This is a genomic window from Nostoc sp. NZL (assembly GCF_015714705.1).
GTDB classification, from domain to species: Bacteria; Cyanobacteriota; Cyanobacteriia; order Cyanobacteriales; family Nostocaceae; genus Nostoc; species Nostoc foliaceum_A.
In genome coordinates, this window is sequence record NZ_WBKL01000003.1 from 1 (window position 1) to 22,703 (window position 22,703).

A 22,703-nucleotide genomic window follows, 5' to 3' on the forward strand; every position below is an offset into this window, starting at 1 on the left:
TAAATTATCCAATTTCTGGACTTCACTACGACTATCCCTCCCCCTGCTCCCTGCTCCCTGCCCCCTGCCTCTATAGCGATGGTATATTTTTTTATTTGGAAGTCCCTTATGCCCTGCCTTTCAAGACCATAAACTGAGTTGAGTGGGGGGATGCTCAAGGTTATTCCAAGGTAGGGGTGGAATTGGTGTATCACTCTGTTCTAATAGCTCTTGGAAGTGACGGGCTATGCTGGGCGATCGCGCTTCTATTGGACAATGGACAAAGAAATAAATTCGTACTCCCGTCTGCAACCATTGCTGAATCTGCCTTACCCATTCTTCCATAAACGGCTGATTCACTAATAAATTTGGATGAGAAATAAACCGAATCAGAGTAAAAGGTGCTGTCACACTCAATTGCAACGGTAATTTGGGTTTACGCCGTTCCGATTGCAGCTGCGGGTCATCATCTCCAGTGTAAATAGGGCGCGAGTCTAATAGTACCCGTCCCACACCTAGCTTTTCTAAAAGCGCCGTTAAATTACTAGCATGGGGTTCTCTGAACCAGTCAGGATGCCGAACTTCTAATGCTAGGGGCGCTTCTGTGCGCGGCCAAGCTTCCAAAAAGTTGGTTAAATCGTCCAGAAATACAGGTGCATAACTGGGTGGTAACTGGGCAAACATCGGGCCAAGACGCTTACCTAAAGGACGCATCCCTTCCAGAAATTTTAATGCAGCCGGAATATAAGGTTGTAGCAATCCTTGATGGGTAATATCTCGCGGTAATTTTAGACAAAATTCAAAACCTGCTGGTGTTTCGGCAGCCCAACGGGTTACAGTTTCTTGGTTAGGCACGGCATAAAAGGTGGTGTTACCTTCTACGGTGGTGAAGCGACGACTGTAAAGATGCAGAAAATCAGCTGTGCGAGTGCCTTGGGGATAGAGTTCGCCCACCCAACCTTTATATGCCCAAACAGCACAACCGATAAAAAAGTTCACAGTGCCTGCCTAAAAGCCTTGAGGTATCATATTCAATTTTACAGGCAGGTTGTAGGGATAGATGAAGCTAGGTCAGATTCCCGACTGCTTGAAGATACTGCTCAATATGCTTGATTGTTTACTCAAGCTTTTCCATTCATTACAAAAATAGAAGCCGTTGTTACAAATGCTTGAACCTTAGTAACAACAGTTTGTTCATTTCTAGCAAATGATTATACCTTTGTTGCAAATGCTTAAGCAAAACTTATAAATATAGAAGCATTTCTAGCAAGTGGTTATATCTTTGTTGCAAATGCTTAAGTAAAACTTATAAATATAGAAGCATTTCTAGCAAGTAATTATATCTTTGTTGCAAATGCTTAAGCAAAACTTATAAATATAGAAGCATTTCTAGCAAGTGGTTATATCTTTGTTGCAAATGCTTAAGTAAAACTTATAAATATAGAAGCATTTCTAGCAAGTAATTATATCTTTGTTGCAAATGCTTAAGCAAAACTTATAAATATAGAAGCATTTCTAGCAAGTGATTATACCTTTGTTGCAAATGCTTAAGCAAAGCTTATCAATATAGTGTTAAAAATCGATTCATAATCTGTAAAGTATTTTCGATAATTCAGCCATCTTGCATTTCTTCTGAGTACAAAATACTTGCTTACCCTAAAACAGCACTGGCAATGATGAGGTTATTGTAAAACGATCGCATCTACGACGCGCTACGCCTACGCGCAATTGAACTGCATACTAAAGCGTTTCTAGCAATACAGGCAATATTTCACAGCCTTGTGCCAAATCTTTAATTAAGTTTTGAACCAGCGAGTTATCAAAACCTGCTTTGCAGATTAAATTTGTACAAACCTCATTGATAATTTGCGTACTAACAAGTAGGTTCTCTTGACTTGTAAAATTTGTGGCTATTTAATGATAATCAATAATGTCTGGTAATTCTTTAGGCTCTACGACAGATGTAGTTCAAATAAATAAAACCTAGTGTAAATTCATATTTGCAGAAATTATTTCAGAATTTACTTAAAAAAGAATATGGAAATCAAACAAATTTGCGTAATTGGGGCTGGAATCAGTGGTTTGGTAACAGCTAAAACTTTTGTCGAGGAAGGCTACGACGTTACTGTATTTGAGAAACAAAAAGGACTTGGTGGTGTTTGGGAAAAATCTCGAACTTACCCAGGATTAACAACCCAAAATACGGGTGACACCTATAATTTTTCAGACTATCCCATGCCTGCATCCTACCCAGAGTGGCCGACAGCAGAACAGATGCGGGATTACTTAGATTCATACGCCCAGAATTTTGGGGTTCTTGAGAGAATTCGCTTCCAAACGGAAGTTACCAATGTTTCCCGAAAAAGTGGAGAACAACCAGGATGGGTAGTTACCATCAGAGTGAAGGAAGGTAATGGTGGTGAGACAAAAGAGGAAAAGCACGAATTTGACTTTGTACTAGTGTGCAATGGCACATTTAGCATCCCTAAGCTACCTTCTTTGCCTGGTAGAGAGGAGTTCGCCGCATCTGGAGGACGGGTACTGCATTCTACTGAGTTTAACGATGCTTCAATAATTAAGGGTAAGCGGGTAGTGGTAGTGGGTTTTGGCAAATCTGCCTGCGACATTGCAACTTTGGCGGCAAACATAGCCAAAGAATCCACCCTCCTCTTCCGTCAGCCTCTGTGGAAGATTCCTAGATTTTTCCTGGGTTTAGTAAACCTGAAGTATGTTTTATTAACCCGTTTTTCAGAAGCTTGGTTCCCCTACCGTAAGATGGGACGGATTGAAAAAGTGCTGCACACTCTGGGTAAGCCACTAGTGTGGGCTTTTTGGCGGACTAACGAGATGGTGCTACGCCTGCAATTTGGTCTTGATAGTTGCGGGATGTTGCCCGAACAACCGATGAATCAGGCTAACTGTGGCATTAGCATAGCTCCTCCAGATTTCTTCAAGTACGTACACTCTGGTAAAATTCAGGCAATTAAAACCAGCATCGCCAAGTTTATCCCTGATGGCGTGGAATTAGCTAATGGTCAGCAGTTGCAGGCAGATATAGTAATTTTTGGAACAGGATTTCGCCAAGAGCTTCCTTTTCTCGAAGAAGAATATCGCCGACAGGTAGTTGATGAAGATGGTAATTTTAACCTTTACCGTTATCTGATTCACCCTAATATTCCACAGATGGGTTTTGTTGGCTATAACAGCAGTTTCTACAGTCAGTTGACATCAGAAGTTGGTGCTTGGTGGCTGCTAGAGTATGTCAAAGGCAACTTGTTATTGCCTTCGCCGTCAGCAATGTATCAAGAAATGGCAGCAGATATCGAGTGGATGAAAACTCAATACAATAGCGTTGTAGCAAAGGCAACATGCATCTCCTCGTTTTCCTTGCGTTATACTGATCAACTTATGGAAGATATGGGGGCGAATAATCAGCTTGGTGTGTGGAAGGGGATTTCACAGATTATGATGCCTGTGGATTTATCCCTCTACAACAAACTTCGACAGGAATTAAAGTTGCAAAGGCTGAAAAATCTTAATGATTCTCCTAACCAATTAACCGAATCTTTGTGAGTTGAAAACAGGCGGCTAACCTGACTCCACTGAGGAAGCACCGAAACGATAGCCTTTGCCGTAGACTGTATGAATCAGCGCAGTTTCTCTACCTACCTCAATCTTACGGCGCAGTAAACGAATTAATGCCGCGATTACATTACTACTGGGTTGTTCTTCCTCTTGCCACAAATATTGCATAATCTGGGCATGAGTCATTAGTTGTCCAGTGTGTTCCATAAAGTATTGAAGTAGCTGGCTTTCTTTTTGCGATAGTTCAATTATTCGTCCTTGGCGATATGCTACTTGATTTTCACAATCGAGTTCTAAATCAGCGACGGTTAAACGTCCGGTGGTGGTTTCATAGGTTTGGGAACCGGAACGACGCAATAGAGCACGGACTCTCGCTAGTAACTCTCGCAATTCAAAAGGTTTAACCAAATAGTCGTCAGCGCCAGCATCTAAACCTTGTACGCGGTCATCTAGAGTATCTTTGGCTGTGAGAAACAGCACGGGAGTGGTTTTGCCTTGGCGTCGCAATTGCTGACAAATCTCTAACCCCGTTTTTCCTGGCAGCATCCAATCTAAAATTAGTAGGTCATAATTGCCTGCTTGTGCATGTTCGTTGCCACTTGTCCCATCGTAAGCGGCATCCACAGTGTAACCCTCACGAGTTAATAAGCGACTCAAGGGTTGAGTTAGTTCAATTTCATCATCAACTAATAAAATTCTCATGCTGCTTGTGGTAAGCATATAGAGATATTCTCAATATTATTCAACTGCCAGAACGCCAAGGATATTAAGAAAAAGAATGCTAACTGTTGCATTGCCAAAAGGGGAACTCCTTAAAAATAGCATCCGCCTGCTACAATCTGTGGGATTAGATTTTAGTGCTTTTTTAGATTCAGGAACTCGCCAACTTCAAATTCCTGACACTAAGGGAGTTGCAAAAGCTTTGTTGGTGCGGGCGCAGGATGTGCCGGTTTATGTGGAATATGGTCAAGCACAACTGGGTGTTGTTGGTTACGATGTGTTGCGGGAGAAGCAGCCGCAAGTTGCCCACTTGGTAGATTTGCAGTTTGGGCATTGTCGGATGTCGGTGGCGGTAAAAGCATCCAGTTCTTACCGATCGCCTTTAGATTTACCACCGCATGGTAGAGTTGCTTCTAAGTATGTGAATTGCGCTCGTGAATATTTCCACAGTCTAGATTTACCTGTGGAAATAGTGCCTTTGTATGGTTCAGTGGAATTAGGCCCGATTACTGGAATGTCTGAAGCGATCGTGGATTTGGTTTCTACAGGGCGGACTTTGCGCGAAAATGGTTTGATTGAAATTGCGACTCTATATGAAAGCACGGCGCGGTTGATTGCTCATCCTCTGAGTTACCGCCTGAACACGGGTAATCTTAGTGATGTGATTGCCAAGTTGCGAGAAGCCGTTTTGGTAGGAGTCTAATAGTATTGCTGTCAAGGTGACGCAATTCACGGTTTATCGAATAGCCCAAAGAAACCTCACCCTGCTTTTACGTAGTAAAACCTGTCCCTCTCCTTACTAAGGAGAGGGATGTCGTCAGGACAGGGTGAGGTTTTAAAGACCAGCAAATAGTCTGCAACAATTGAATCTCATCATTCATGCAGACTAAATTTGTTTACACTAGTATTACTGCAATGTCTACGACGGGCTACGCCTACGCAATAACTTTGCAGCGTAGACAGGGAATAGCTTGCTACTAAGCATCACTTTTAATGTGGATGTAGCATTTTGACAAAATTTAACAGACTTCCTGAACAGCCAGAGGCGGGGAAAAGACTAAGGATTGTTAAAAAAGGTTAAGCTATTCTTGAGATAGCCACCCTGCTGATTGAATATTACATTTAAATTTATTAAGAAAAGTTAATGAAAGCTGGACAAATTGATACAGAAGTGTCGAGGCTAGAAGCCCTCCGCCAGTATCAAATTCTCGACACCGAACCGGAAGAAGCCTACGACAATCTTGCTCAGTTAGCGGCTTTTATTTGTGGCACATCCATCTCCTTGGTAAATTTTATTGATGAAAACCGTCAATGGTTTAAGGCAAAAGTAGGTTTAGATGTATCAGAAATGCCCCGGTGTGTTGGGTTATCTTACCTTTGCCAAGAGCGGCGTGATGTTGTGGTGGTTCCTGATACCCTAGCTGATGAAAAATTGGCAAATAATGCCGTAGTAACTGGCTATCCATACATACGGTTTTATGCCGGTGTACCCCTAATTACCGCGCAGGGAGATATGCTGGGAACTCTGTGTGTAATTGACCAAGTTCCCAAAGAATTGAGCCAAAAACAAGTGGAGGCGCTTGTAGCTCTGAGTCGCTTGGTAATCGACCAATTAGAACTCAGGCGGCATGTAACTGAGGTATCTAAAATTACCGAGAAGCTTGTGGCGCACGAGCAAGCAGCACACGCCCAGTCTGAAGCTGCAAGAATCCGCGTTGCTAATTTGCTCGAAAGCATCACTGATGGGTTTTTTGCCCTGGATAAAAAGTGGCGATTTACCTACATTAATGGTCAAGCGGAACGGCTGTTGCAAAAAAACCAGAATGAATTATTGGGTAAAAACATCTGGGAGGTGTTTCCAGAAATCATCGACACAACATTCCATCGTGAGTATCACAGGGCAATCTTAGAACAGGTGAGTGTGGAATTTGAGGAGTTTTATCCGTCACTAAACTGTTGGCTTCAAGTCCACGCCTATCCTGCGAAAGACGGCTTGTCTGTTTATTTCCAAGACATTACTGAACGACGGAAAACGGCAGAAGCACTACGAGAGAGTGAAGAACGTTGGCAATTAGCATTACATGGTAATAATGATGGTATTTGGGATTGGAACCTTAAGACTAATGAAGTGTTCTTCTCAATTCGGTGGAAGGAAATGCTCGGTTATAAAGACCACGAAGTTTCCAACGGTTGGGATGAATGGACAAAATTAATCCACCCCGATGAGCGAGATTGGGTAATTCAAGCCTTCCAAGACCACTTTGCCAAGAAAACACCGTTTTATGTCTGCGAATATCGAGTCCAGTGCCAAGACGGCAGCTATAAATGGATTCTAGATCGAGGACAGGCACTTTGGGACGCATTGGGTGATATAGTTCGCATGGTTGGTTCTTATACAGATATCACAGATCGCAAGCGGGCAGATGAGGAATTAAAGCGGCAGAATTTGCGATCGCAATTATTCGCTGAAATCACCCTGAAAATTCGAGAATCTTTACAAATAGACGAAATTCTTCAAACCACAGTTACCGAGGTACAAAAACTGCTACAAGCTGACCGAGTTTTAATTTTTCATCTAGAGGCTGATGGTTCGGGAACAGTAGTGCAAGAGGCGGTGCTACCTGGTTGGCCCGTAATTCTGAGAAAAAATCTTTTTGACCCCTGCTTTAAAGAAGAATACATAGAAAGATATCGCCAGGGCAGAGTGAGTGCTATGGAAGACATTGAAACTGCTCACATTCAACCATGCCATCGAGAATTTCTTCAGCAGTTTGCTGTCCGGGCTAATCTTGTAGTGCCAATTCTTGTCAGGGAAAATATTTGGGGCTTGTTGCTGGCTCATCAGTGTTCTGCACCTCGACGGTGGAATAACTTTGAGACGGAGTTGTTAAAGCAATTAGCTAACCAAATTGGGATTGCTTTATCTCAAGCGCAACTATTAGAAAAAGAAAGCCAGCAAAGTCAGGAACTCGCTCGTTCTAATGCGGAATTGGAACAATTTGCCTATGTAGCTTCCCATGATTTGCAAGAACCGTTGCGGATGGTAACGAGTTATTTACAACTACTAGAGCGAAGATACAAAAATCAACTAGATGCCAATGCCGATCAGTTTATCAACTACGCAGTAGATGGGGCCCGGCGGATGCAGACCCTAATCAATGATTTATTGAATTATTCTCGCGTCAGCACCCGTGGACAGCCCTTTATCCGAGTAAATTGTAGCGTTGTCTTAGAACAGGCGATCGCTAATCTGCAAATTGCGATCGCGGATAGTCAGGCAATTGTCACTCATGATCCTCTACCTGAAGTGATGGCTGATCTGACCCAATTGATACAAGTATTTCAAAACCTGATTGGCAATGCGATCAAATTTTGCCAGAATCAGCAGCCACGAATTCATATCGGGGTAGCCAAGCCAGATGCAAATTTAAATGGGGAAAGTTTAAATGTTATCCCGTTGGCAGATGAATGGTTATTCTGGGTGCGTGATAATGGTATTGGTTTGGAATCCCAGTATGCAGAACGTATTTTTATAATTTTTCAGCGCTTGCACGGTAGAGACAAGTATCCAGGTACTGGAATTGGTCTGGCAATTTGTAAAAAAATTATAGAACGCCACGGCGGCCGGATCTGGGTTGAGTCGAAACCGGGTCAAGGCTGTACTTTCTACTTCACAATTCCAGATAGAGCAGGTAAACAATCGTGATTACTATAACAGCGATTATGCCTATTGAGGTTTTGTTGGTAGAGGACAATCCTGGCGATGCCCAACTTACACGCATCGCCCTGGAAGAGAGCAAAATCTCGATTAACTTGAATGTGGTCGAAGATGGTGTGGAAGCAATGGCATTCTTGCGAAAGCAGGAAAAATATGCTAGAGCAGCCCATCCCGATATTGTGCTACTCGATTTAAATCTCCCCAGAAAAGATGGGCGGGAAGTACTGGCAGAAATTAAAGGAGATGAAAACCTCAAGCGAATTCCTGTAGTAATCTTGACGACTTCCCAAGCTGAAGAAGACATCCTCAAAGCTTATAATTTATGTGCAAACTGTTATATAACTAAGCCAGTAGATTTCGATCAATTCGTTAAAATTGTACAATCAATAGAAAATTTTTGGTTTGCGATCGTAAAACTGCCACCGGAGTAGTGGAAATGGCAGGTAAAAATATTAAAATCTTGCTAGTTGAAGATAACCCTGGTGATGTCTTTTTATTACAGGAGCTTTTAAAAGAAGTTAGCACAGTTGTAGTTGATTTATCGCCCGTTGAACGGCTTTCCGAAGCACTCAACTACTTAGAAAAGGAACTTTTTGATGTAATTTTGTTAGACCTCTCGCTGCCAGATAGCCAGGGATTAGAAACCTTTGTCATCGCTCACCATCAAGCAAAAGCCACTCCGATAATTGTGCTCACGGGTATAAACGATGAAACCCTAGCAATTAGAGCAATGCAGGAAGGAGCGCAAGATTATTTGGTGAAAGGGCAAGTAACTGGCGACTTGCTGGTGCGCTCAATGCGTTATGCCATCGAACGTCAACGGGCAGATAACGCACTGCGACAGAGTGAGGAGCGATTTCGGGTAGCCCTGAAAAACTCTCCCATCTTTGTCTACAACCAAGATTGTGAGTTACGGTACACCTGGGTTTACAATCCCCCATCTGGAGTGACAGTTGAGGAAATATTGGGCAAAAAAGACTTGGATATTATCCCAGTTGAAGATGCTCAACGTCTGATTACAATTAAACGTGGGGTGCTAACCACTGGCATAGGAACGCGAGAGGAAGTATCAATTACAATCAAAGATACAACTCGATATTACGATTTGACAGTTGAGCCATTGCGGAATGAGTCGCAAGAAATTGTCGGCGTGACATGCGCCAGTATTGATATTAGCGAACGACAAGCCGCACTACGCGAACGCAAATTGGCAGAAGAAAAAATCCGCGAACAAGCAGCATTACTTGATGTCACCACAGATGCCATTTGCGTGCGAGATTTAAACAATAAAATTATCTTCTGGAACAAAGGCGCAGAAACACTTTACGGCTGGAAAGCTACAGAAGCTTGGGGCAAAAATGCTAGTGAGCTTTTGTATGACGAACCTTCACCAGAAATTGAAGCGGCTCTGTTGCAAGCTATTAGTAAAGGTAAGTGGCAGGGAGAGTTAACAAAACTTACTAAAACGGACAAGGAAATCCTTGTTGCTAGTCGCTGGAGTCTGGTGTGCGATGAACAAGGGAAACCCAAATCAATTCTCACCGTTGACACAGATATTACCGAGAAAAAACACTTAGAAGCCCAATTGTTTCGCGCCCAACGCCTGGAAAGTATTGGCACTCTTGCTAGTGGCATTGCTCACGACCTCAACAATATCCTGACACCGATTTTGGCAGGAGCACAACTTTTACCGCTCAAATTTCCCGATGCAGATGAACGCACCCGTCATCTACTGGAGATTTTGGAAATCAACGCCAGACGCGGTGCTGATTTAGTTAAACAGGTGCTGTCCTTTGCGCGGGGTGTAGAAGGGAAGCGCATCACTTTGCAACTCAGACATCTGATTGTGGAAGTTGCCAAGATTCTCAAAGAGACATTTCCCAAATCCATACAAATCAGCACTGATGTACCGCAGGATTTGTGGATGGTTTCTGGAGATAGCACCCAACTACATCAAGTGCTGATGAACCTCTGCGTTAACGCCCGTGATGCTATGCCCAATGGCGGTAGTTTAAGTCTCTCTGCCGAGAATCTGTTGATTGACGAAAATTATGCCCGCATGAACCTGGAAGCCAAAGAGGGGCCTTACATAGTGATTACTGTCTCCGATACTGGAGTTGGGATTCCTAGAGAAATCTTAGATAAAATTTTCGAGCCATTCTTTACCACAAAAGATGTGGGACAAGGCACAGGGTTAGGGCTTTCCACCGTGCTGGGGATCATTAAAAGCCACGGAGGTTTTGTAAACGTGTATAGCGAACCAGGAAGTGGCACTAGCTTTAAGGTTTACTTACCAGCAGTGGAAGGAATGGAAACACTCACTCCAGAAGAATTACCACCACAGAAAGGACATGGAGAATTGATTTTGGTTGTGGATGATGAAGCTGCCATTCAAGAAATTACGAAAACATCACTAGAAACTCACAACTATAAAACTCTCATTGCCAGTGATGGCATTGAAGCGATCGCACTATACGCTAAAAATAGGGACAAAATTAGTGCCGTACTGATGGATATTATGCTGCCCTCGCTGGATGGTTTAACTGCCATTCGTACCCTGCGAAAAATCAACCCCCAAGTCAAAATTATTGCCAGTAGTGGACTGATGTCTGAGAATAAGCTCAGTGCAGTAGCTGCTATTGGTGTCAATACATTTTTGTCAAAGCCTTATACTGTCAACGAATTATTGCTTTCTTTACAGAAAATATTATCCTGATAAATTCAATAAGTGCAACAAGGGGTTGCCCGTTATAGCCGCTGGCTTAAGGGGTTGCTATGATGGAGCATCGGTTTAGGCAAGCTATTTTCAGGTAAATAGACTCGCCCTGTTAGGAGCACAGCAATGCTCATTGGTGTCAACTGGTAAGCAAGTTCGTAGTAAGCAGTTGCCCCTACGACAGAAGTGCTTCAAATAAATGAAAACTGCTGTAATTACGAATTACGAACTACGAATTACTATGCCTCGGTTTCTTAGGTTAATCATCAATATAGTAATCTTGGGTACAGTTTTACTCATATCTGTACAAGTTTGGGCACAAGATTGGCGTCCGGTTCGTGGTGGTATCCCTTTCGGTATCAGTGGTATGGCTTTGATAGAGCAACAAAGCAATTCCTTAGATTTTCTGATTGCCCATGATAACAAGCAAAAAAAACAAAGTCGTTTAGCAATCATCAGTATTAAGGGTAAAAACCAACCTGAATATTTCCCCTTAAACTGGCCAAATAACATAGAATTACCCATCGATTTAGAAGCTTTAACATCTGTTCCAGAAAATACAAAATCCTCTTTTATAGCTTTAAGTAGTTCTGGAAAAGCTTATTACATCAAGTTGGAGCCTGCCAATAAAACCATCTCTATTATCAAGGAATTTAATCTACCAGGAATTATTCAAGGCAATAATTTTGAAGCATTTGGATTACAAAATATAGACGGTAAATTACTTGCTATTTGGGGACATCGAGGTGAAGGAGAACAACCAGCAACTATTTTTTGGGGAATGTTTGACTTAGCTAAATATCAAATTACTCTCGCAGGTTCTGCCAATCTGAAAGTACCGTTTCCATCTGGCAATGTTCGTCATATTTCAGATATTAAGGTAGACCCCGTAGGAATTGTGTACATCACTTCAGCAAGTGATGCTGGAGATGATGGTCCATTTCAGTCAGCTGTGTATGTCGCTGGTTACCTGGGATTCCGTGGTAACAAAATTGCATGGCGGCAAAATCCTCAACTTGTTCCTCTTTACCGCTCTGATTACCACAAAATTGAAGGTATGGAACTTGTTCCAGGTGCAGAAGGCGGTTTGATTCTTGGTACAGATGATGAGAATTTGGGTTCCTATGTATACATTTTGGGTGGAAATAGCTGAAGTATGTCCTTTGATAACTTGTGTAAACAGGCATCATGATTTTGAGAATTGCTGGTTTATTTGCGATCGCCTAACAGTTTCCTTGAAGAATATTCATATATTGAAGGTTTTGTCAACTTAATTTAGTGCGATGCCTACGGCGGGCAAAGCCTACGCAACTTGGTGTGGATTGACCATTATCTTATCGATAACGGTCACTCATTAGTTACCTTTACACATTAAATCGGAACAACATTACATCCCCTTCCTGCACAACATACTCTTTACCCTCACTGCGAACCAACCCTTTTTCCTTCGCAGCATTCATCGAACCAGTTGTTACCAAGTCTTTATAAGCGACAGTTTCGGCGCGGATAAATCCCCGCTCAAAGTCACTGTGGATTACACCAGCGGCTTGAGGTGCAGACATTCCAGCATTAATTGTCCAAGCGCGGGTTTCTTTGGGGCCGCAAGTGAAATATGTCCGCAAGCCTAAAAGCATGTAAGTTGCACGAATCAATGATTTCAAACCGCCTTCTTCCACACCTAAAGACGCAAGAAAATCAGCTTTATCTTCCTCTGGTAATTCCACTAATTCAGCTTCAACTTGAGCCGAAACTATCACAACTTGGGCATTTTCTGTCGCTGCAATTTGCCGCACTGTTTCCACAAAATGATTCCCAGTTGCCAACTCATCCTCAGATACATTCGCGGCGTAGATAATCGGTTTATAAGTGAGCAGTTCTAATCCTTTAATAATTTCTGTTTCTTCTTCATTCAAGCTCACCTGACGCACCGATTTACCTTCATTTAAAGCCGCAGCTAATTTTTCTAAGACTGTGATTTCAAACTGTGCATCTTTGCTGGTACGAGCTTGTTTGCGAGTGCGGTCAATTCGCCGCTCAATTTGTGATAAATCTGATAAACCCAGTTCTATATTAATGATTTCAATATCTCGCGCTGGGTCAACAGAACCAGCAACGTGGATAATATCGTCATTCTCAAAACAACGTACCACATGGACGATCGCATCAACTTCCCGGATGTGAGACAAGAATTGATTCCCTAGTCCCTCACCCTGACTTGCACCTTTAACTAAACCGGCAATATCTACAAATTCAACCCGCGCCGGGATAGTTTGTGCCGAACTGGCAATCTTAGCAAGAACATTTAACCGCTCATCCGGTACTGCGACAACGCCGACATTCGGTTCAATCGTGCAAAAAGGGAAGTTAGCTGCTTCTGCTTTGGCATTAGCAACTACAGCATTAAATAAAGTAGATTTTCCGACGTTGGGAAGTCCGACAATTCCGGCTCTTAGCATTTTGGATTTTAAATTTGAGATTTTGGATTACATTACCAAGGTAATCTAAACAGGTTCCGGTATGGTTTGGGGAATTGGCCCTGGAACCGTCTGAGGAATGGGAGCAGGTACTGGTTCTGGTACAGGCCCCGGTAATGGTTGAGGAATCGCTGGCCCCGGTACAGGTTCGGGACTAGGTAACGGATTCGGCTCAGGATTGGGACTAGGTAGTGGACTCGGGCCAGGAGTAGGAATTTGTGGTTCGGGTATAGAAATCGCAGTAGGATTAATCATCGTAAGCCTAAATTAAATTATTCAACCTTCCCACGCTAGATGACAACCTCAGCTGTTGACATCTCCCCAAATAGCTATACCCACGAACACTTCATTTAATAATTTACCTCTATTCTGATTCTCTGCGTCCCTCTGCGCTTCCCTTTGCGCCCCTACCCTGCGGGAAGGCGAAGCGCCTATGCGTTTAAATTTCACCCCTCAATTCCCCACCATTTGTACAAAACTACTCCTCCTTCACCTTTTCTACCACCTCTGGCACTGGATCGAAACCACCTGGATGAAACGGATGACAGCGCAAAATCCGCAGAGTTGCCATCCAGCTACCACGTAACACTCCAAATCGTTCAATGGCTTGAATGGCATACATCGAGCAAGTTGGTTGAAAGCGACAAGTTGGGAGAAACAACGGCGAAATAAACATTCGGTAACCCCGAATCAGCCAAATCAATAATAGTTTCATTGCAGTTACCTAAATCTTATAAATTAGTAACAGAGGTAAAAATTTTCATTTTGTTACATCTTTGTTAATTACATTTTCTGACTTCTCCTCAATTCCGGTTTTATGGCTGCAAATTGCGATAGCTGCAATTTGGGTGTTACTCATCCTTCTGATTGCATGGGTGGTAAACCGCTTTGCCGACAAGCCAGAAATCGTGCGGAAGATAGTTCATATTGGCACTGGTAATGTAATTTTAATCGCTTGGTGGCTCGATATTCCCGCCAGTGTAGGGATTACAGCTTCTATTTTAGCGAGTGGAATCACCTTATTATCCTATCGATTCTCTATTCTTCCTGGAATTAATAGCGTCGGACGGCAAAGTTTAGGGACATTTTTTTACTCTGTCAGTTTCGGTATTTTAATTGCCTGGTTCTGGTACTTACAACAACCCCAGTACGCAGCACTAGGAATTTTGATTATGACTTGGGGAGATGGACTAGCAGCCTTAATCGGACAACGCTTTGGTACACATAAGTATAAAGTCTTTGATACACAAAAAAGTTGGGAAGGCTCCCTAACTATGATGCTCGTTAGCTATCTCGTCAGTAGTCTGATTTTAATTGGAACTCAAGGCAATAGTTGGCAAACTTGGGTGATATCACTCGTGGTGGCGTTTATCGCTACTACTTTAGAAGCTTTTTCCTTTTTGGGTATTGATAATTTAACAGTTCCCTTGGGCAGTGCAGCCCTTGCTTTCTTCTTAAGCCACTTAGTTCTTAGTTACTAATCTTTTGGCGTGTCATTCCTAATTGTTCAAATGATTATTTACACCCGCTTACTTAGATTTATCAGCAATAACATCTATAGGCTCCCACTGCCTATTACATCTCAACTATAATTGCCATAATTATTCCCGCAGGAAACCCATAACCATAATTTAAATGTTGTGGTTCTAGATATTCAAAATCAGGGAATATATGTTTAAATACTGTAAATAACTGCAAAATCACTGAATATTGACTATAGCTGCTCTAGCGTATTGATATATCTAAAACAAATACAAGATTTTATATCTACCTTGAGAAACAAAAATACAATTTTGTTTTATGTCTTCAGGTTTATGAAATCCTGACAAACAATGCCTATAGTTGGGTCTTAGGTGGTCACACACCTAATTTCGTAAGTGAGGCTAACAATCATGTCACATCAAATAATTGCATCTAAATTGTTTGTCGAGTTATCTGATGAACAACAACAGCTGCTAGCTGGTGGTGCCGACTTTGAGTTGAGTAACAGCAATTTCGCTAATAGACAGGCAAATTTACGGGGAACAACCAATTCCGGTCCCCAAGGTAGCAATGCCAATTCCACTGCAACTAATAATACTGTAAATACTGCGGCGCAAGATTTCTTGGGCTTGGGTGGAGTTATTCCTACGAATGTTAGAGCGTTGGGCCAAGCGCCATCTCTCAATGGTTCTGGAGGAAGACTTCAAGGTGGTAACGGAGGTAATGGCGAAGGATAGTAACTGTACTGTATTTCAGGGGTCACCCGGAAAATCAGCAGTCACACGCCAGAGCAATTCGGATATTTAGGTAGGGAATGGTGAGTGGGGGTTCTCAAACAGTGAACAATGAATCGATTTTTTATCAGATTTATGTTTTCTTCCTACTCTCTTCCCATACCCAAAATCTGCAACTTTGAAATGAATAGCTGATGTTGCAGGTGTTACCCTTTTCAGTTTCTCAAGACAATGCCGTAAACTCCGCTGTGGCGGTGGCGCTAGGTAGAAAGTTCTTACGAACATTACGGCTTTGTCTGCTTCGCCTATCGTTTAAACATTCCCACAGGGAATACCAAAAATTACCTGTCAGTCTAGAGCGCTTCCCATATTTAGGCAAGGAATAGCAATTGGGAATTACCAAACAGTTAAAAATAAAGAATTGAATAAACTCTTGCATAAGTTTTGTTCTTCCTTTCCCTACTCAAAATCTACAACTTTGAACCGAATAACTGACCACTACAGAATCAGACTTTTCAGTTTTCCCTGGTAGCATATGGTGACATTTAGCAATTTATGCACTCCAGATTTCTAATCATTGGTAAGTGGAAGCAACTACGGATTTTAGAAATGTCCAGCCTTATGCAGAAAACAAATATCTGACTAAATACGTCGGGGATAAGGACAATTGGAAGTTAGACACCATGAGATGCACTTACAACAAAGATGAAAAATTTTTCTCGCTTCTGCCTTATTTTGAAGACAGTATCTAGAACCCAATTTTTCATTAGATTTGCTTAAGTAGTGAGGCTAACATCATGCCAAGTCAAATCATAATATCTGAGTTTTTTCTAGAGTTATCTGATGCAAAACAGGAGCTTCTAGTTGGTGGTGGCGACTTTGAACTGACTAACAGCAATTTTGCTCAAAGATTTTTCAATGTACAAGGGACAAGCATTTCTAGCCCACTAGGCAACACCGCCAACTCCACTGGCCAAAATAATTACATCAATAACGCTGCCCAAGATTCTTTAGGTTTGCGTTAAGTTACCTTATTTAGCATTACCACCAACCCAGCTTAAGCCTACGCTATCATCTGTTAACTATGCCCACAGGTGATCTCAAAGAATAAGGCTTAACATATCTAGAAATACTCTAGACATAAACTGGTGTGTAGGGCTTTTCAAACACTTAAGAGTCAATAAGGAATCAATTTTTCGTCTTCCTTCTTGTTTCTCCAACTGAAGATTATAGAAGTTAATGCTTGTAATGATGAACGATTCCAAAGTTTTTCGGTAATCTTCACCTTTGTATACCTAACACTTTTGTTGAGTGCTTCAGGTACAACTCAATTCGCAAGTAAGTTAATTTATGGAATCTTTTCTTGGAGATAAAAAGGGGGAGAGGAGATTGTAATGACTCGCTCAACGTAAGTGAGGACTTTGAGGGAGTTTGAGCTTTCTCCTCTGTTTTCTCAACGCGTTACCCACGTTAAAGATATGAAAAAGGCGATTCCAGCGCATCGCGCATACCTTCTTCTTCCCCCTTGATTGATTATAAACAATTATAAAACATGATGTTGGCTACTATTGGCAGCATCTGTGACCGTTTGGCTTTTTATCCTAGTGGTTCGTCAAGGGAATGTGGCGGGGTAAAGGGAAAAGGTGTTTGATAACCTTTTCCCATCTGAAAACCCAGCAATTTTGGGTTGGCAGATTTTCAGGTATCCATTAAAACAAAAGGTGTAATGTCGTGAACTCCTTACGCCCCCAAGAAAACTATTTTTGGAATAGGTTTAATGAACCCAATCCAGAGCAACTTCATCTAATTGAAGCTAACGAGTTTCTTCCTCATATCGGTAAATGGACTCACATTGGCAGCGGTGTTTTACTGACTATCTTTGTAGCAGGTATTACTCTGACATCTGTTCTTCATTACAACGTCACGGTCAAAGTTCCTGCAAATATTCGACCTGTAGGAGAACTGCGGGTTGTTCAGTCTGCCATGACTGGAACCGTTCAAAACATTGATGTTCATGAAAATCAAGTTGTGAGCCAGGGACAAGCGATCGCTCACGTTGATAATTCTCGTCTTCAGACTCAAAAGAGTCAATTAGAAAGTAGTATTCAGCAAAGTAAATTACAACTAAGTCAAATTGATGCTCAACTGGGTCAAATAGATACTCAGATTGCAGCGCAGACAAACTTAACTAACCGCACGATTATAGCTGCACAAGCTGAATTAGATGGGACACAACGCAACTATCAAGATCAGCAAATTAAAGCTACAGCTGATATGACGCAAGCAGAAGCATCCTTGAGGTTAGCCAAGGTGCAACAAGAGCGATCGCAGCGTGAAAAAGTCTTAAGAGCAACTATACAAGAAGCCGAAGCAGCTTTGACTTTAGCTCAAGTCCAACGTGACCGATTACAACGAGAAAAAGTCTTAAGAGCAACTATACAAGAAGCCGAAGCAGCTTTGACTTTAGCGAGGGTGCAACGTGACCGATTGCAGTCGATAGTAGCGTCGGGAGCCGTTCCTCGCAATCTGTTTGACGAAAAAGAACAAGCGGTTAAATCTGCTGAGGCGAAGCTAGAACAAGCTAGCGCTGACGCGAAAAATCTTCTGGAGGACAAAGAACAAGCGGTTAAATCTGCTGAGGCGAAACTAGAACAAGTTAAAGCTAACGCCAAAAATCTCCTGGAGGAAAAGGAACAAGCCCTTAAAGTTGCCCAAACCAACCTAGAAAAGGCTAAAACTGGGATTAATCCTAGTAATGCTACCGTAACCGTGGCATCTGAACGGATTAAGCAGGAACAGGCTAGAGGTGAGGCAGCCTTAGCCGCTTTGAAAAAAGACCGAGAAACTCTACTCCAGCAGCGCCTTGAACTCCAAAAGGAACTCGATCGCAACACCAAAGAACTGCAACAGGCAAAAACCGACTTGAATTTGAGTGTGATTCGATCGCCAATCGCCGGAACACTGTTGCAATTGAATCTTCGCAACCCAGGACAGGTAGTCCAACCAAGTGAAGCGATCGCTCAGATTGCTCCCCTCGATGCTCCTTTACTAATTAAGGCTCGTGTGCCGGCTCAAGATATTGACAAGGTGAAATTGGGACAAAAAGTCCAAATGCAAGTTTCTGCTTGTCCCTATCCAGACTATGGCACTCTCCAGGGAACAGTCAAAACAGTTGCACCAGATGCCCTAGCAATTGGAAAAAACAGTGCAGATCCAGTTGGCTACGAGGTAACTATTGAGCCACAAACCCCATATGTGGGTAGAGGCGATCGCCAGTGTCATCTGAAATCTGGTATGGAGGGCAGGGCTGATATTATTTCTCGGCAAGAAACGGTGCTTCAATTCATTCTGAGAAAAGCCAGATTAATCGCAAATTCTTAATCTAATAAGCAGATTTTATTAATCATCGTCTACCAATTTAATAGGTCTAGTGGCCATGTTTGATCTATTTAAACACCGTAAAAATTACCAGTGTGTTTTACAGTTGAGTGAGGAAGACTGTGGGGCAGCTTGTCTTGCTTCGATTTCTAAGCATTATGGACGTTTCTTAAGTATCAATCGCAGTCGAGATGCAGTCGGGACTGGACAGCTAGGAACAACTTTGCTGGGTTTAAAACGTGGGTCTGAGGCTATAGGTTTAAATGCCAGAGCAGTTAAAGCTGCACCTGCGATCGTAGACAGAATTAATGAAATACAGCTACCAGCAATTATTCATTGGCGGGGTTATCACTGGGTTGTTTTATACGGCAAGAAAGGTAAGAATTACGTTGTCGCTGATCCAGGGGTGGGTATCCGTTATGTCAACCGAGAAGAGTTGGCAACAGCGTGGAATGGGGTAATGCTATTACTCGAACCAGATCCAGACCGCTTTTATCAGCAGCCCCAAGAAGAACCAAAAGCTGGCTTAGTACGCTTTTTTCAGCGGATCTTACCTTATCGTGGGTTGTTGACTCAGGTTTTGATGATCAATATTGCCCTGGGTCTACTCGCTTTAGGTACTCCTGTTCTGATCCAACTGCTCACAGATGATGTGCTTGTGCGCGGGGATACCCAGTTACTCACTGTGGTGATCTCAGCCGTTGTGGTGATGAGCTTATTTAGCAGTAGTCTGCAAGTCTTGCAAGCCATTATGATCGCTCATTTTGGTCAACGACTGCAATTAGGATTAGTTTTGGAGTTTGCACGAAAAATTCTCCACTTACCCTTAAATTACTACGAAGCTCGCCGCAGTGGCGAAATCACTAGCCGACTCAGAGATATCAATGAAATCAACCAATTGGTATCGCAGATTGTGGTTCTTTTACCTAGCCAGTTTTTTATTGCAGTCATATCTTTCTGCTTGATGCTGTTTTATAGCTGGAAACTGACATTAGCAGTCATCCTGTTTGCGGCGTTAATGGCCTTCTCTACCCTACCTTTTTTACCCATCCTCCGACAAAAGAACCGCAGTATGTTGGTTTTGGGGTCAGAAAATCAAGGCGTTTTGGTAGAAACCTTTAAGGGAGCGCAGGTAATCAAAACTACAAATGCTGCACCACAATTTTGGGATGAATTCCAAAGCCGTTTTGGTCGCCTTGCCAATTTAACTTTCAGCACCATCCAAATCGGAATTATCAACGGTACTATTTCTAAACTTTTAGCCACTCTCGGTGGTGTTATTTTACTTGGGCTAGGAAGCATCTTGGTAATTCAAGGAGAGTTGAGCATTGGTCAAATGCTGGCTTTTAACGTCCTCCAGGTCAATGTTCTGGCTTTAATTGACTCTTTAATTAATTTTGTAGATGAATATTTTCGCTCCCAAACAGCAGTCTCTCGCCTCCTGGAAGTTATCGATGCTACACCAGAAGTAGTTGGAGGTAGTCAAAAGCCAGTTGCCCAAATTTCTGGTGATGCAGACATTCGCTGTTCTCATGTCCAATTTCACCACGCTGGCAGAGTTGACTTATTAGAAGATTTTTCTCTCAAGCTACCTGGAGGGAAAGTAACTGCTTTAATTGGTAAGTCCGGCTGTGGTAAAAGTACTTTGGCGAAAGTAATTGCAGGCTTATATCAGCCTAACTCTGGCAATATTCGCATTGGCTTCTATAACATCCAAGACCTTTCCCTGGATTGTTTGCGACAACAAGTAGTTTATGTACCCCAAGAACCTCATTTCTGGAGTCGCTCAATTTTGGACAACTTCCGCTTAGGAACGCCTTACATTTCCTTTGAGGAAATTGTTAAAGCTTGCCAGATAGCTGATGCAGACGAGTTTATCAGTCAACTTCCAAATCAGTATCAAACTGTTTTAGGGGAATTTGGGGCAAATATCTCTGGTGGACAAAGACAACGATTAGCGATCGCTAGAGGCATTCTAACCAATCCACCTGTACTCATTTTAGATGAAGCAACCGCTGGACTTGATCCAGTCAGCGAATCTCACGTACTAGATCGGCTCTTAGAATACCGAGAAGGTAAAACTACGATTCTAATCACCCATCGTCCCAGTGTAGTTAATCGAGCCGACTGGATTGTACTACTAGATAAAGGTCAGGTGCAAATACAAGGTACTCCTGAGACTTTTCTCTCTCAACAAGGAGAGCATTTAAAGTTTTTAACACTGTAAAAATTAGGCTCTGTATGAGCAAATAAAAGTATGTCTGAAAATACCAAATCCCAAAATCATCAATGGTTCAGGGATTTGTCTGAAAAAGAACAGCAAACCCTAGCTGCTGGTCAAATTCCAAATATACCAAATGAAGGTATGCCAGCTGAAAATAATTTTTTTATCCAACAAACTAACATCCAAACTACGGCAGAAAATACATTAAAACTTGCAAATGGTGATGTATCTTCACAAAACACGAGATATATATTTTCACAATTTACATTAGGGTCTTCTATGAAAATTTGGTTGCCAAATTTTCCTTCGTTTAGAAACAAAGCAAATGACTCTATTGTAAATTAAATCCTTTGTTACTTTAAAGTTTTTTGTAGTACTCAATGGCTTTAAACGCATACTTAGTTATGTACAAAAAGCCATTAATACTATTTAACCAAAAATATTTTTTTGGATTTATGTACTTAAATTAATAAATAAAATAACATCACATTTATCAATATCTATTATTATTTTTATTTAAAATTTCATGAACCAAAAGTAGTAAATTAACCTTGATTTTTTATAACTTTAGAGTAATTTATCTTCTAGGCAAATAGTTAATAATAAAAATATAGGTGATGAACACCTATATTAGTAAGTGAGGCAAAGAATTTATGTCAACTCAAATGATGATGTCTGATTTGTTTGTGGATCTATCCACAGAACAACAACAGCTTCTGGCTGGGGGACAAGATGAATTAGGTGACGATGAATTCGGTGGCGATGAATTCGGTGGCGATGAATCAGGTGGCGATGAACTTTCTTTGTCCGGTTCTCCTGTCCGACATCGTCCCCGCCGATACTTGATTAGAGGTGTTGTGAGCCTCCGTAGCATCCCAAGATCTTCCTAAACTTTGCAATTAGTGGGGGCAAGAAAAGCTAATATAACTCACTCAAAATAAATTAAATTTTGAGAAAGAGTTTGGGCAGTAGACTATATTCTCTTAAAGCATTAAATCAATGGCTTATAGAGAAACAGGTAAATTCTACCCTTAGCACCTAGTTGGATGCTCCCTCTTACTTCAAATGCAAAGAGCTTTGACTATTGGACGAGCACCTTTTTGCTATTCAACTTGTGTAAGTAAGTGAGGTAATGAATTATGTCAGTTCAAACCATTCAATCCATCCAATCCGAGTTACTTGTAGATTTATCCACAGAGGATCAACAGCTTCTCTCTGGGGGACAAACCAGCTCGGACGATGAAGGTGAAGATGAAGAGGTAGATGAAGAGGAAGAGGAAAATGGAGGCAAAAAAAGAAAAGCCAAAGTCTACAAAATCACAATCCTCAGACTCAAGTAGACAAAAGAGAAGATTCATAATAACTCACTCAGGATAAATTAAATTTTGAGAAAGAGTTTAATTCGTCTCTTATCTTCTCTTCAAGTATGAAATTAATAGCCTAGAGACAATAAAGGTAGCTGTTATCCTTAGCATCTACCTTTATGCTCGCCCCTTACTTCAGATGAACATAGTTTCGACTAATTAATGAGTACAGCTTTTGCTGTATATCTCAAGGCACTAGTCATTCTTTTGTATTGTACAAAAGTGAGGCAAACAATTATGTCAGATCAAAACATTACACCTGATTTGCTTGTGGAGCTATCGACAGAAGAACAGCAGCTTCTATCTGGAGGAATATACGGTTATTACGG

19 protein-coding genes are annotated in these 22,703 nt (G+C 41.8%); 14 read left to right on the top strand and 5 right to left on the bottom strand.

Going from position 1 to position 22,703, the window contains the following annotated elements; genetic code table 11:
- Positions 1 to 120 precede the first annotated feature (120 nt).
- Positions 121 to 978, bottom strand: a complete 858-nt coding sequence (locus F8R90_RS00605) for a DUF72 domain-containing protein (protein ID WP_196508699.1) — start codon at positions 976 to 978, stop codon at positions 121 to 123.
- Positions 979 to 2,016: 1,038 nt separating this feature from the next.
- Here F8R90_RS00605 and F8R90_RS00610 point away from each other — a divergent pair.
- Positions 2,017 to 3,552, top strand: coding sequence for a flavin-containing monooxygenase (locus F8R90_RS00610; protein WP_196508701.1), 1,536 nt, complete (start codon positions 2,017 to 2,019; stop codon positions 3,550 to 3,552).
- 15 nt (positions 3,553 to 3,567) lie between these two features.
- Here F8R90_RS00610 and rppA read toward each other — a convergent pair whose 3' ends face one another.
- Positions 3,568 to 4,266, bottom strand: a complete 699-nt coding sequence (gene rppA, locus F8R90_RS00615; protein ID WP_196508703.1) for a two-component system response regulator RppA — start codon at positions 4,264 to 4,266, stop codon at positions 3,568 to 3,570.
- Positions 4,267 to 4,342: 76 nt separating this feature from the next.
- Here rppA and hisG point away from each other — a divergent pair, with 76 nt between their 5' ends.
- From hisG to F8R90_RS00640, 5 genes are all read left to right on the top strand, one after another.
- Positions 4,343 to 4,987 (top strand): ATP phosphoribosyltransferase, encoded by a 645-nt coding sequence (hisG, locus tag F8R90_RS00620; protein WP_196508705.1) that lies wholly within the window; start codon positions 4,343 to 4,345, stop codon positions 4,985 to 4,987.
- A gap of 441 nt (positions 4,988 to 5,428) precedes the next feature.
- Positions 5,429 to 7,990: a GAF domain-containing protein gene (locus tag F8R90_RS00625; RefSeq protein WP_196508707.1), complete on the top strand. Its 2,562-nt coding sequence runs from the start codon at positions 5,429 to 5,431 to the stop codon at positions 7,988 to 7,990.
- Positions 7,987 to 8,433, top strand: coding sequence for a response regulator (locus tag F8R90_RS00630; protein ID WP_196508709.1), 447 nt, complete (start codon positions 7,987 to 7,989; stop codon positions 8,431 to 8,433). The genes F8R90_RS00625 and F8R90_RS00630 overlap by 4 nt, the downstream gene beginning before the upstream one ends.
- Positions 8,434 to 8,438: 5 nt before the next feature.
- Complete coding sequence (locus tag F8R90_RS00635) at positions 8,439 to 10,718, top strand: hybrid sensor histidine kinase/response regulator (protein WP_196508743.1); 2,280 nt, start codon at positions 8,439 to 8,441, stop codon at positions 10,716 to 10,718.
- 241 nt (positions 10,719 to 10,959) lie between these two features.
- On the top strand, positions 10,960 to 11,871 hold the full coding sequence (locus tag F8R90_RS00640) for a hypothetical protein (protein WP_196508745.1): 912 nt from the start codon (positions 10,960 to 10,962) through the stop codon (positions 11,869 to 11,871).
- Between the two features lie 211 nt (positions 11,872 to 12,082).
- Here F8R90_RS00640 and ychF read toward each other — a convergent pair whose 3' ends face one another.
- The 3 genes from ychF to yidD all read right to left on the bottom strand — a co-directional run bounded on the left by ychF (position 12,083) and on the right by yidD (position 13,907).
- Entirely contained in the window at positions 12,083 to 13,174 is a 1,092-nt protein-coding gene (ychF, locus tag F8R90_RS00645; protein ID WP_190891954.1) for a redox-regulated ATPase YchF, read from the bottom strand.
- A 45-nt stretch (positions 13,175 to 13,219) separates the two neighbouring features.
- Positions 13,220 to 13,447, bottom strand: coding sequence for a hypothetical protein (locus tag F8R90_RS00650; RefSeq protein ID WP_196508711.1), 228 nt, complete (start codon positions 13,445 to 13,447; stop codon positions 13,220 to 13,222).
- Positions 13,448 to 13,670: 223 nt separating this feature from the next.
- Positions 13,671 to 13,907: a membrane protein insertion efficiency factor YidD gene (gene yidD, locus F8R90_RS00655; RefSeq protein ID WP_190891959.1), complete on the bottom strand. Its 237-nt coding sequence runs from the start codon at positions 13,905 to 13,907 to the stop codon at positions 13,671 to 13,673.
- Between the two features lie 61 nt (positions 13,908 to 13,968).
- Between yidD and F8R90_RS00660 the strand changes: the two genes are divergently transcribed.
- The 8 genes from F8R90_RS00660 to F8R90_RS00695 all read left to right on the top strand — a co-directional run bounded on the left by F8R90_RS00660 (position 13,969) and on the right by F8R90_RS00695 (position 22,350).
- Positions 13,969 to 14,673, top strand: a complete 705-nt coding sequence (locus tag F8R90_RS00660) for a diacylglycerol/polyprenol kinase family protein (RefSeq protein WP_190891961.1) — start codon at positions 13,969 to 13,971, stop codon at positions 14,671 to 14,673.
- 411 nt (positions 14,674 to 15,084) lie between these two features.
- Positions 15,085 to 15,411, top strand: coding sequence for a CTB family bacteriocin (locus F8R90_RS00665; RefSeq protein WP_196508713.1), 327 nt, complete (start codon positions 15,085 to 15,087; stop codon positions 15,409 to 15,411).
- A 794-nt stretch (positions 15,412 to 16,205) separates the two neighbouring features.
- Positions 16,206 to 16,433, top strand: coding sequence for a CTB family bacteriocin (locus F8R90_RS00670; RefSeq protein WP_196508715.1), 228 nt, complete (start codon positions 16,206 to 16,208; stop codon positions 16,431 to 16,433).
- 706 nt (positions 16,434 to 17,139) lie between these two features.
- The gene (locus F8R90_RS00675; RefSeq protein ID WP_196508717.1) at positions 17,140 to 18,789 is read left to right on the top strand and encodes an HlyD family efflux transporter periplasmic adaptor subunit; all 1,650 of its coding nucleotides are present in this window, start codon (positions 17,140 to 17,142) and stop codon (positions 18,787 to 18,789) included.
- A gap of 55 nt (positions 18,790 to 18,844) precedes the next feature.
- Positions 18,845 to 21,013, top strand: coding sequence for a peptidase domain-containing ABC transporter (locus F8R90_RS00680; RefSeq protein WP_196508719.1), 2,169 nt, complete (start codon positions 18,845 to 18,847; stop codon positions 21,011 to 21,013).
- Positions 21,014 to 21,043: 30 nt separating this feature from the next.
- Positions 21,044 to 21,355: a hypothetical protein gene (locus F8R90_RS00685; protein ID WP_196508721.1), complete on the top strand. Its 312-nt coding sequence runs from the start codon at positions 21,044 to 21,046 to the stop codon at positions 21,353 to 21,355.
- 308 nt (positions 21,356 to 21,663) lie between these two features.
- Positions 21,664 to 21,900 (top strand): hypothetical protein, encoded by a 237-nt coding sequence (locus F8R90_RS00690; RefSeq protein WP_196508723.1) that lies wholly within the window; start codon positions 21,664 to 21,666, stop codon positions 21,898 to 21,900.
- A gap of 249 nt (positions 21,901 to 22,149) precedes the next feature.
- Complete coding sequence (locus tag F8R90_RS00695; protein ID WP_196508725.1) at positions 22,150 to 22,350, top strand: hypothetical protein; 201 nt, start codon at positions 22,150 to 22,152, stop codon at positions 22,348 to 22,350.
- Positions 22,351 to 22,703: the final 353 nt, after the last annotated feature.

Bases quoted from the DNA above. Each gene is read 5' to 3' on its own strand.
- F8R90_RS00610 (WP_196508701.1), top strand. From the start codon at position 2,017: ATGGAAATCAAACAAATTTGCGTAATTGGGGCTGGAATCAGTGGTTTG.
- rppA (WP_196508703.1), bottom strand. From the start codon at position 4,266: ATGAGAATTTTATTAGTTGATGATGAAATTGAACTAACTCAACCCTTG.
- hisG (WP_196508705.1), top strand. From the start codon at position 4,343: ATGCTAACTGTTGCATTGCCAAAAGGGGAACTCCTTAAAAATAGCATC.
- F8R90_RS00625 (WP_196508707.1), top strand. From the start codon at position 5,429: ATGAAAGCTGGACAAATTGATACAGAAGTGTCGAGGCTAGAAGCCCTC.
- F8R90_RS00635 (WP_196508743.1), top strand. From the start codon at position 8,439: ATGGCAGGTAAAAATATTAAAATCTTGCTAGTTGAAGATAACCCTGGT.
- F8R90_RS00640 (WP_196508745.1), top strand. From the start codon at position 10,960: ATGCCTCGGTTTCTTAGGTTAATCATCAATATAGTAATCTTGGGTACA.
- ychF (WP_190891954.1), bottom strand. From the start codon at position 13,174: ATGCTAAGAGCCGGAATTGTCGGACTTCCCAACGTCGGAAAATCTACT.
- F8R90_RS00650 (WP_196508711.1), bottom strand. From the start codon at position 13,447: ATGATTAATCCTACTGCGATTTCTATACCCGAACCACAAATTCCTACT.
- yidD (WP_190891959.1), bottom strand. From the start codon at position 13,907: ATGAAACTATTATTGATTTGGCTGATTCGGGGTTACCGAATGTTTATT.
- F8R90_RS00665 (WP_196508713.1), top strand. From the start codon at position 15,085: ATGTCACATCAAATAATTGCATCTAAATTGTTTGTCGAGTTATCTGAT.
- F8R90_RS00670 (WP_196508715.1), top strand. From the start codon at position 16,206: ATGCCAAGTCAAATCATAATATCTGAGTTTTTTCTAGAGTTATCTGAT.
- F8R90_RS00680 (WP_196508719.1), top strand. From the start codon at position 18,845: ATGTTTGATCTATTTAAACACCGTAAAAATTACCAGTGTGTTTTACAG.
- F8R90_RS00685 (WP_196508721.1), top strand. From the start codon at position 21,044: ATGTCTGAAAATACCAAATCCCAAAATCATCAATGGTTCAGGGATTTG.
- F8R90_RS00690 (WP_196508723.1), top strand. From the start codon at position 21,664: ATGTCAACTCAAATGATGATGTCTGATTTGTTTGTGGATCTATCCACA.
- F8R90_RS00695 (WP_196508725.1), top strand. From the start codon at position 22,150: ATGTCAGTTCAAACCATTCAATCCATCCAATCCGAGTTACTTGTAGAT.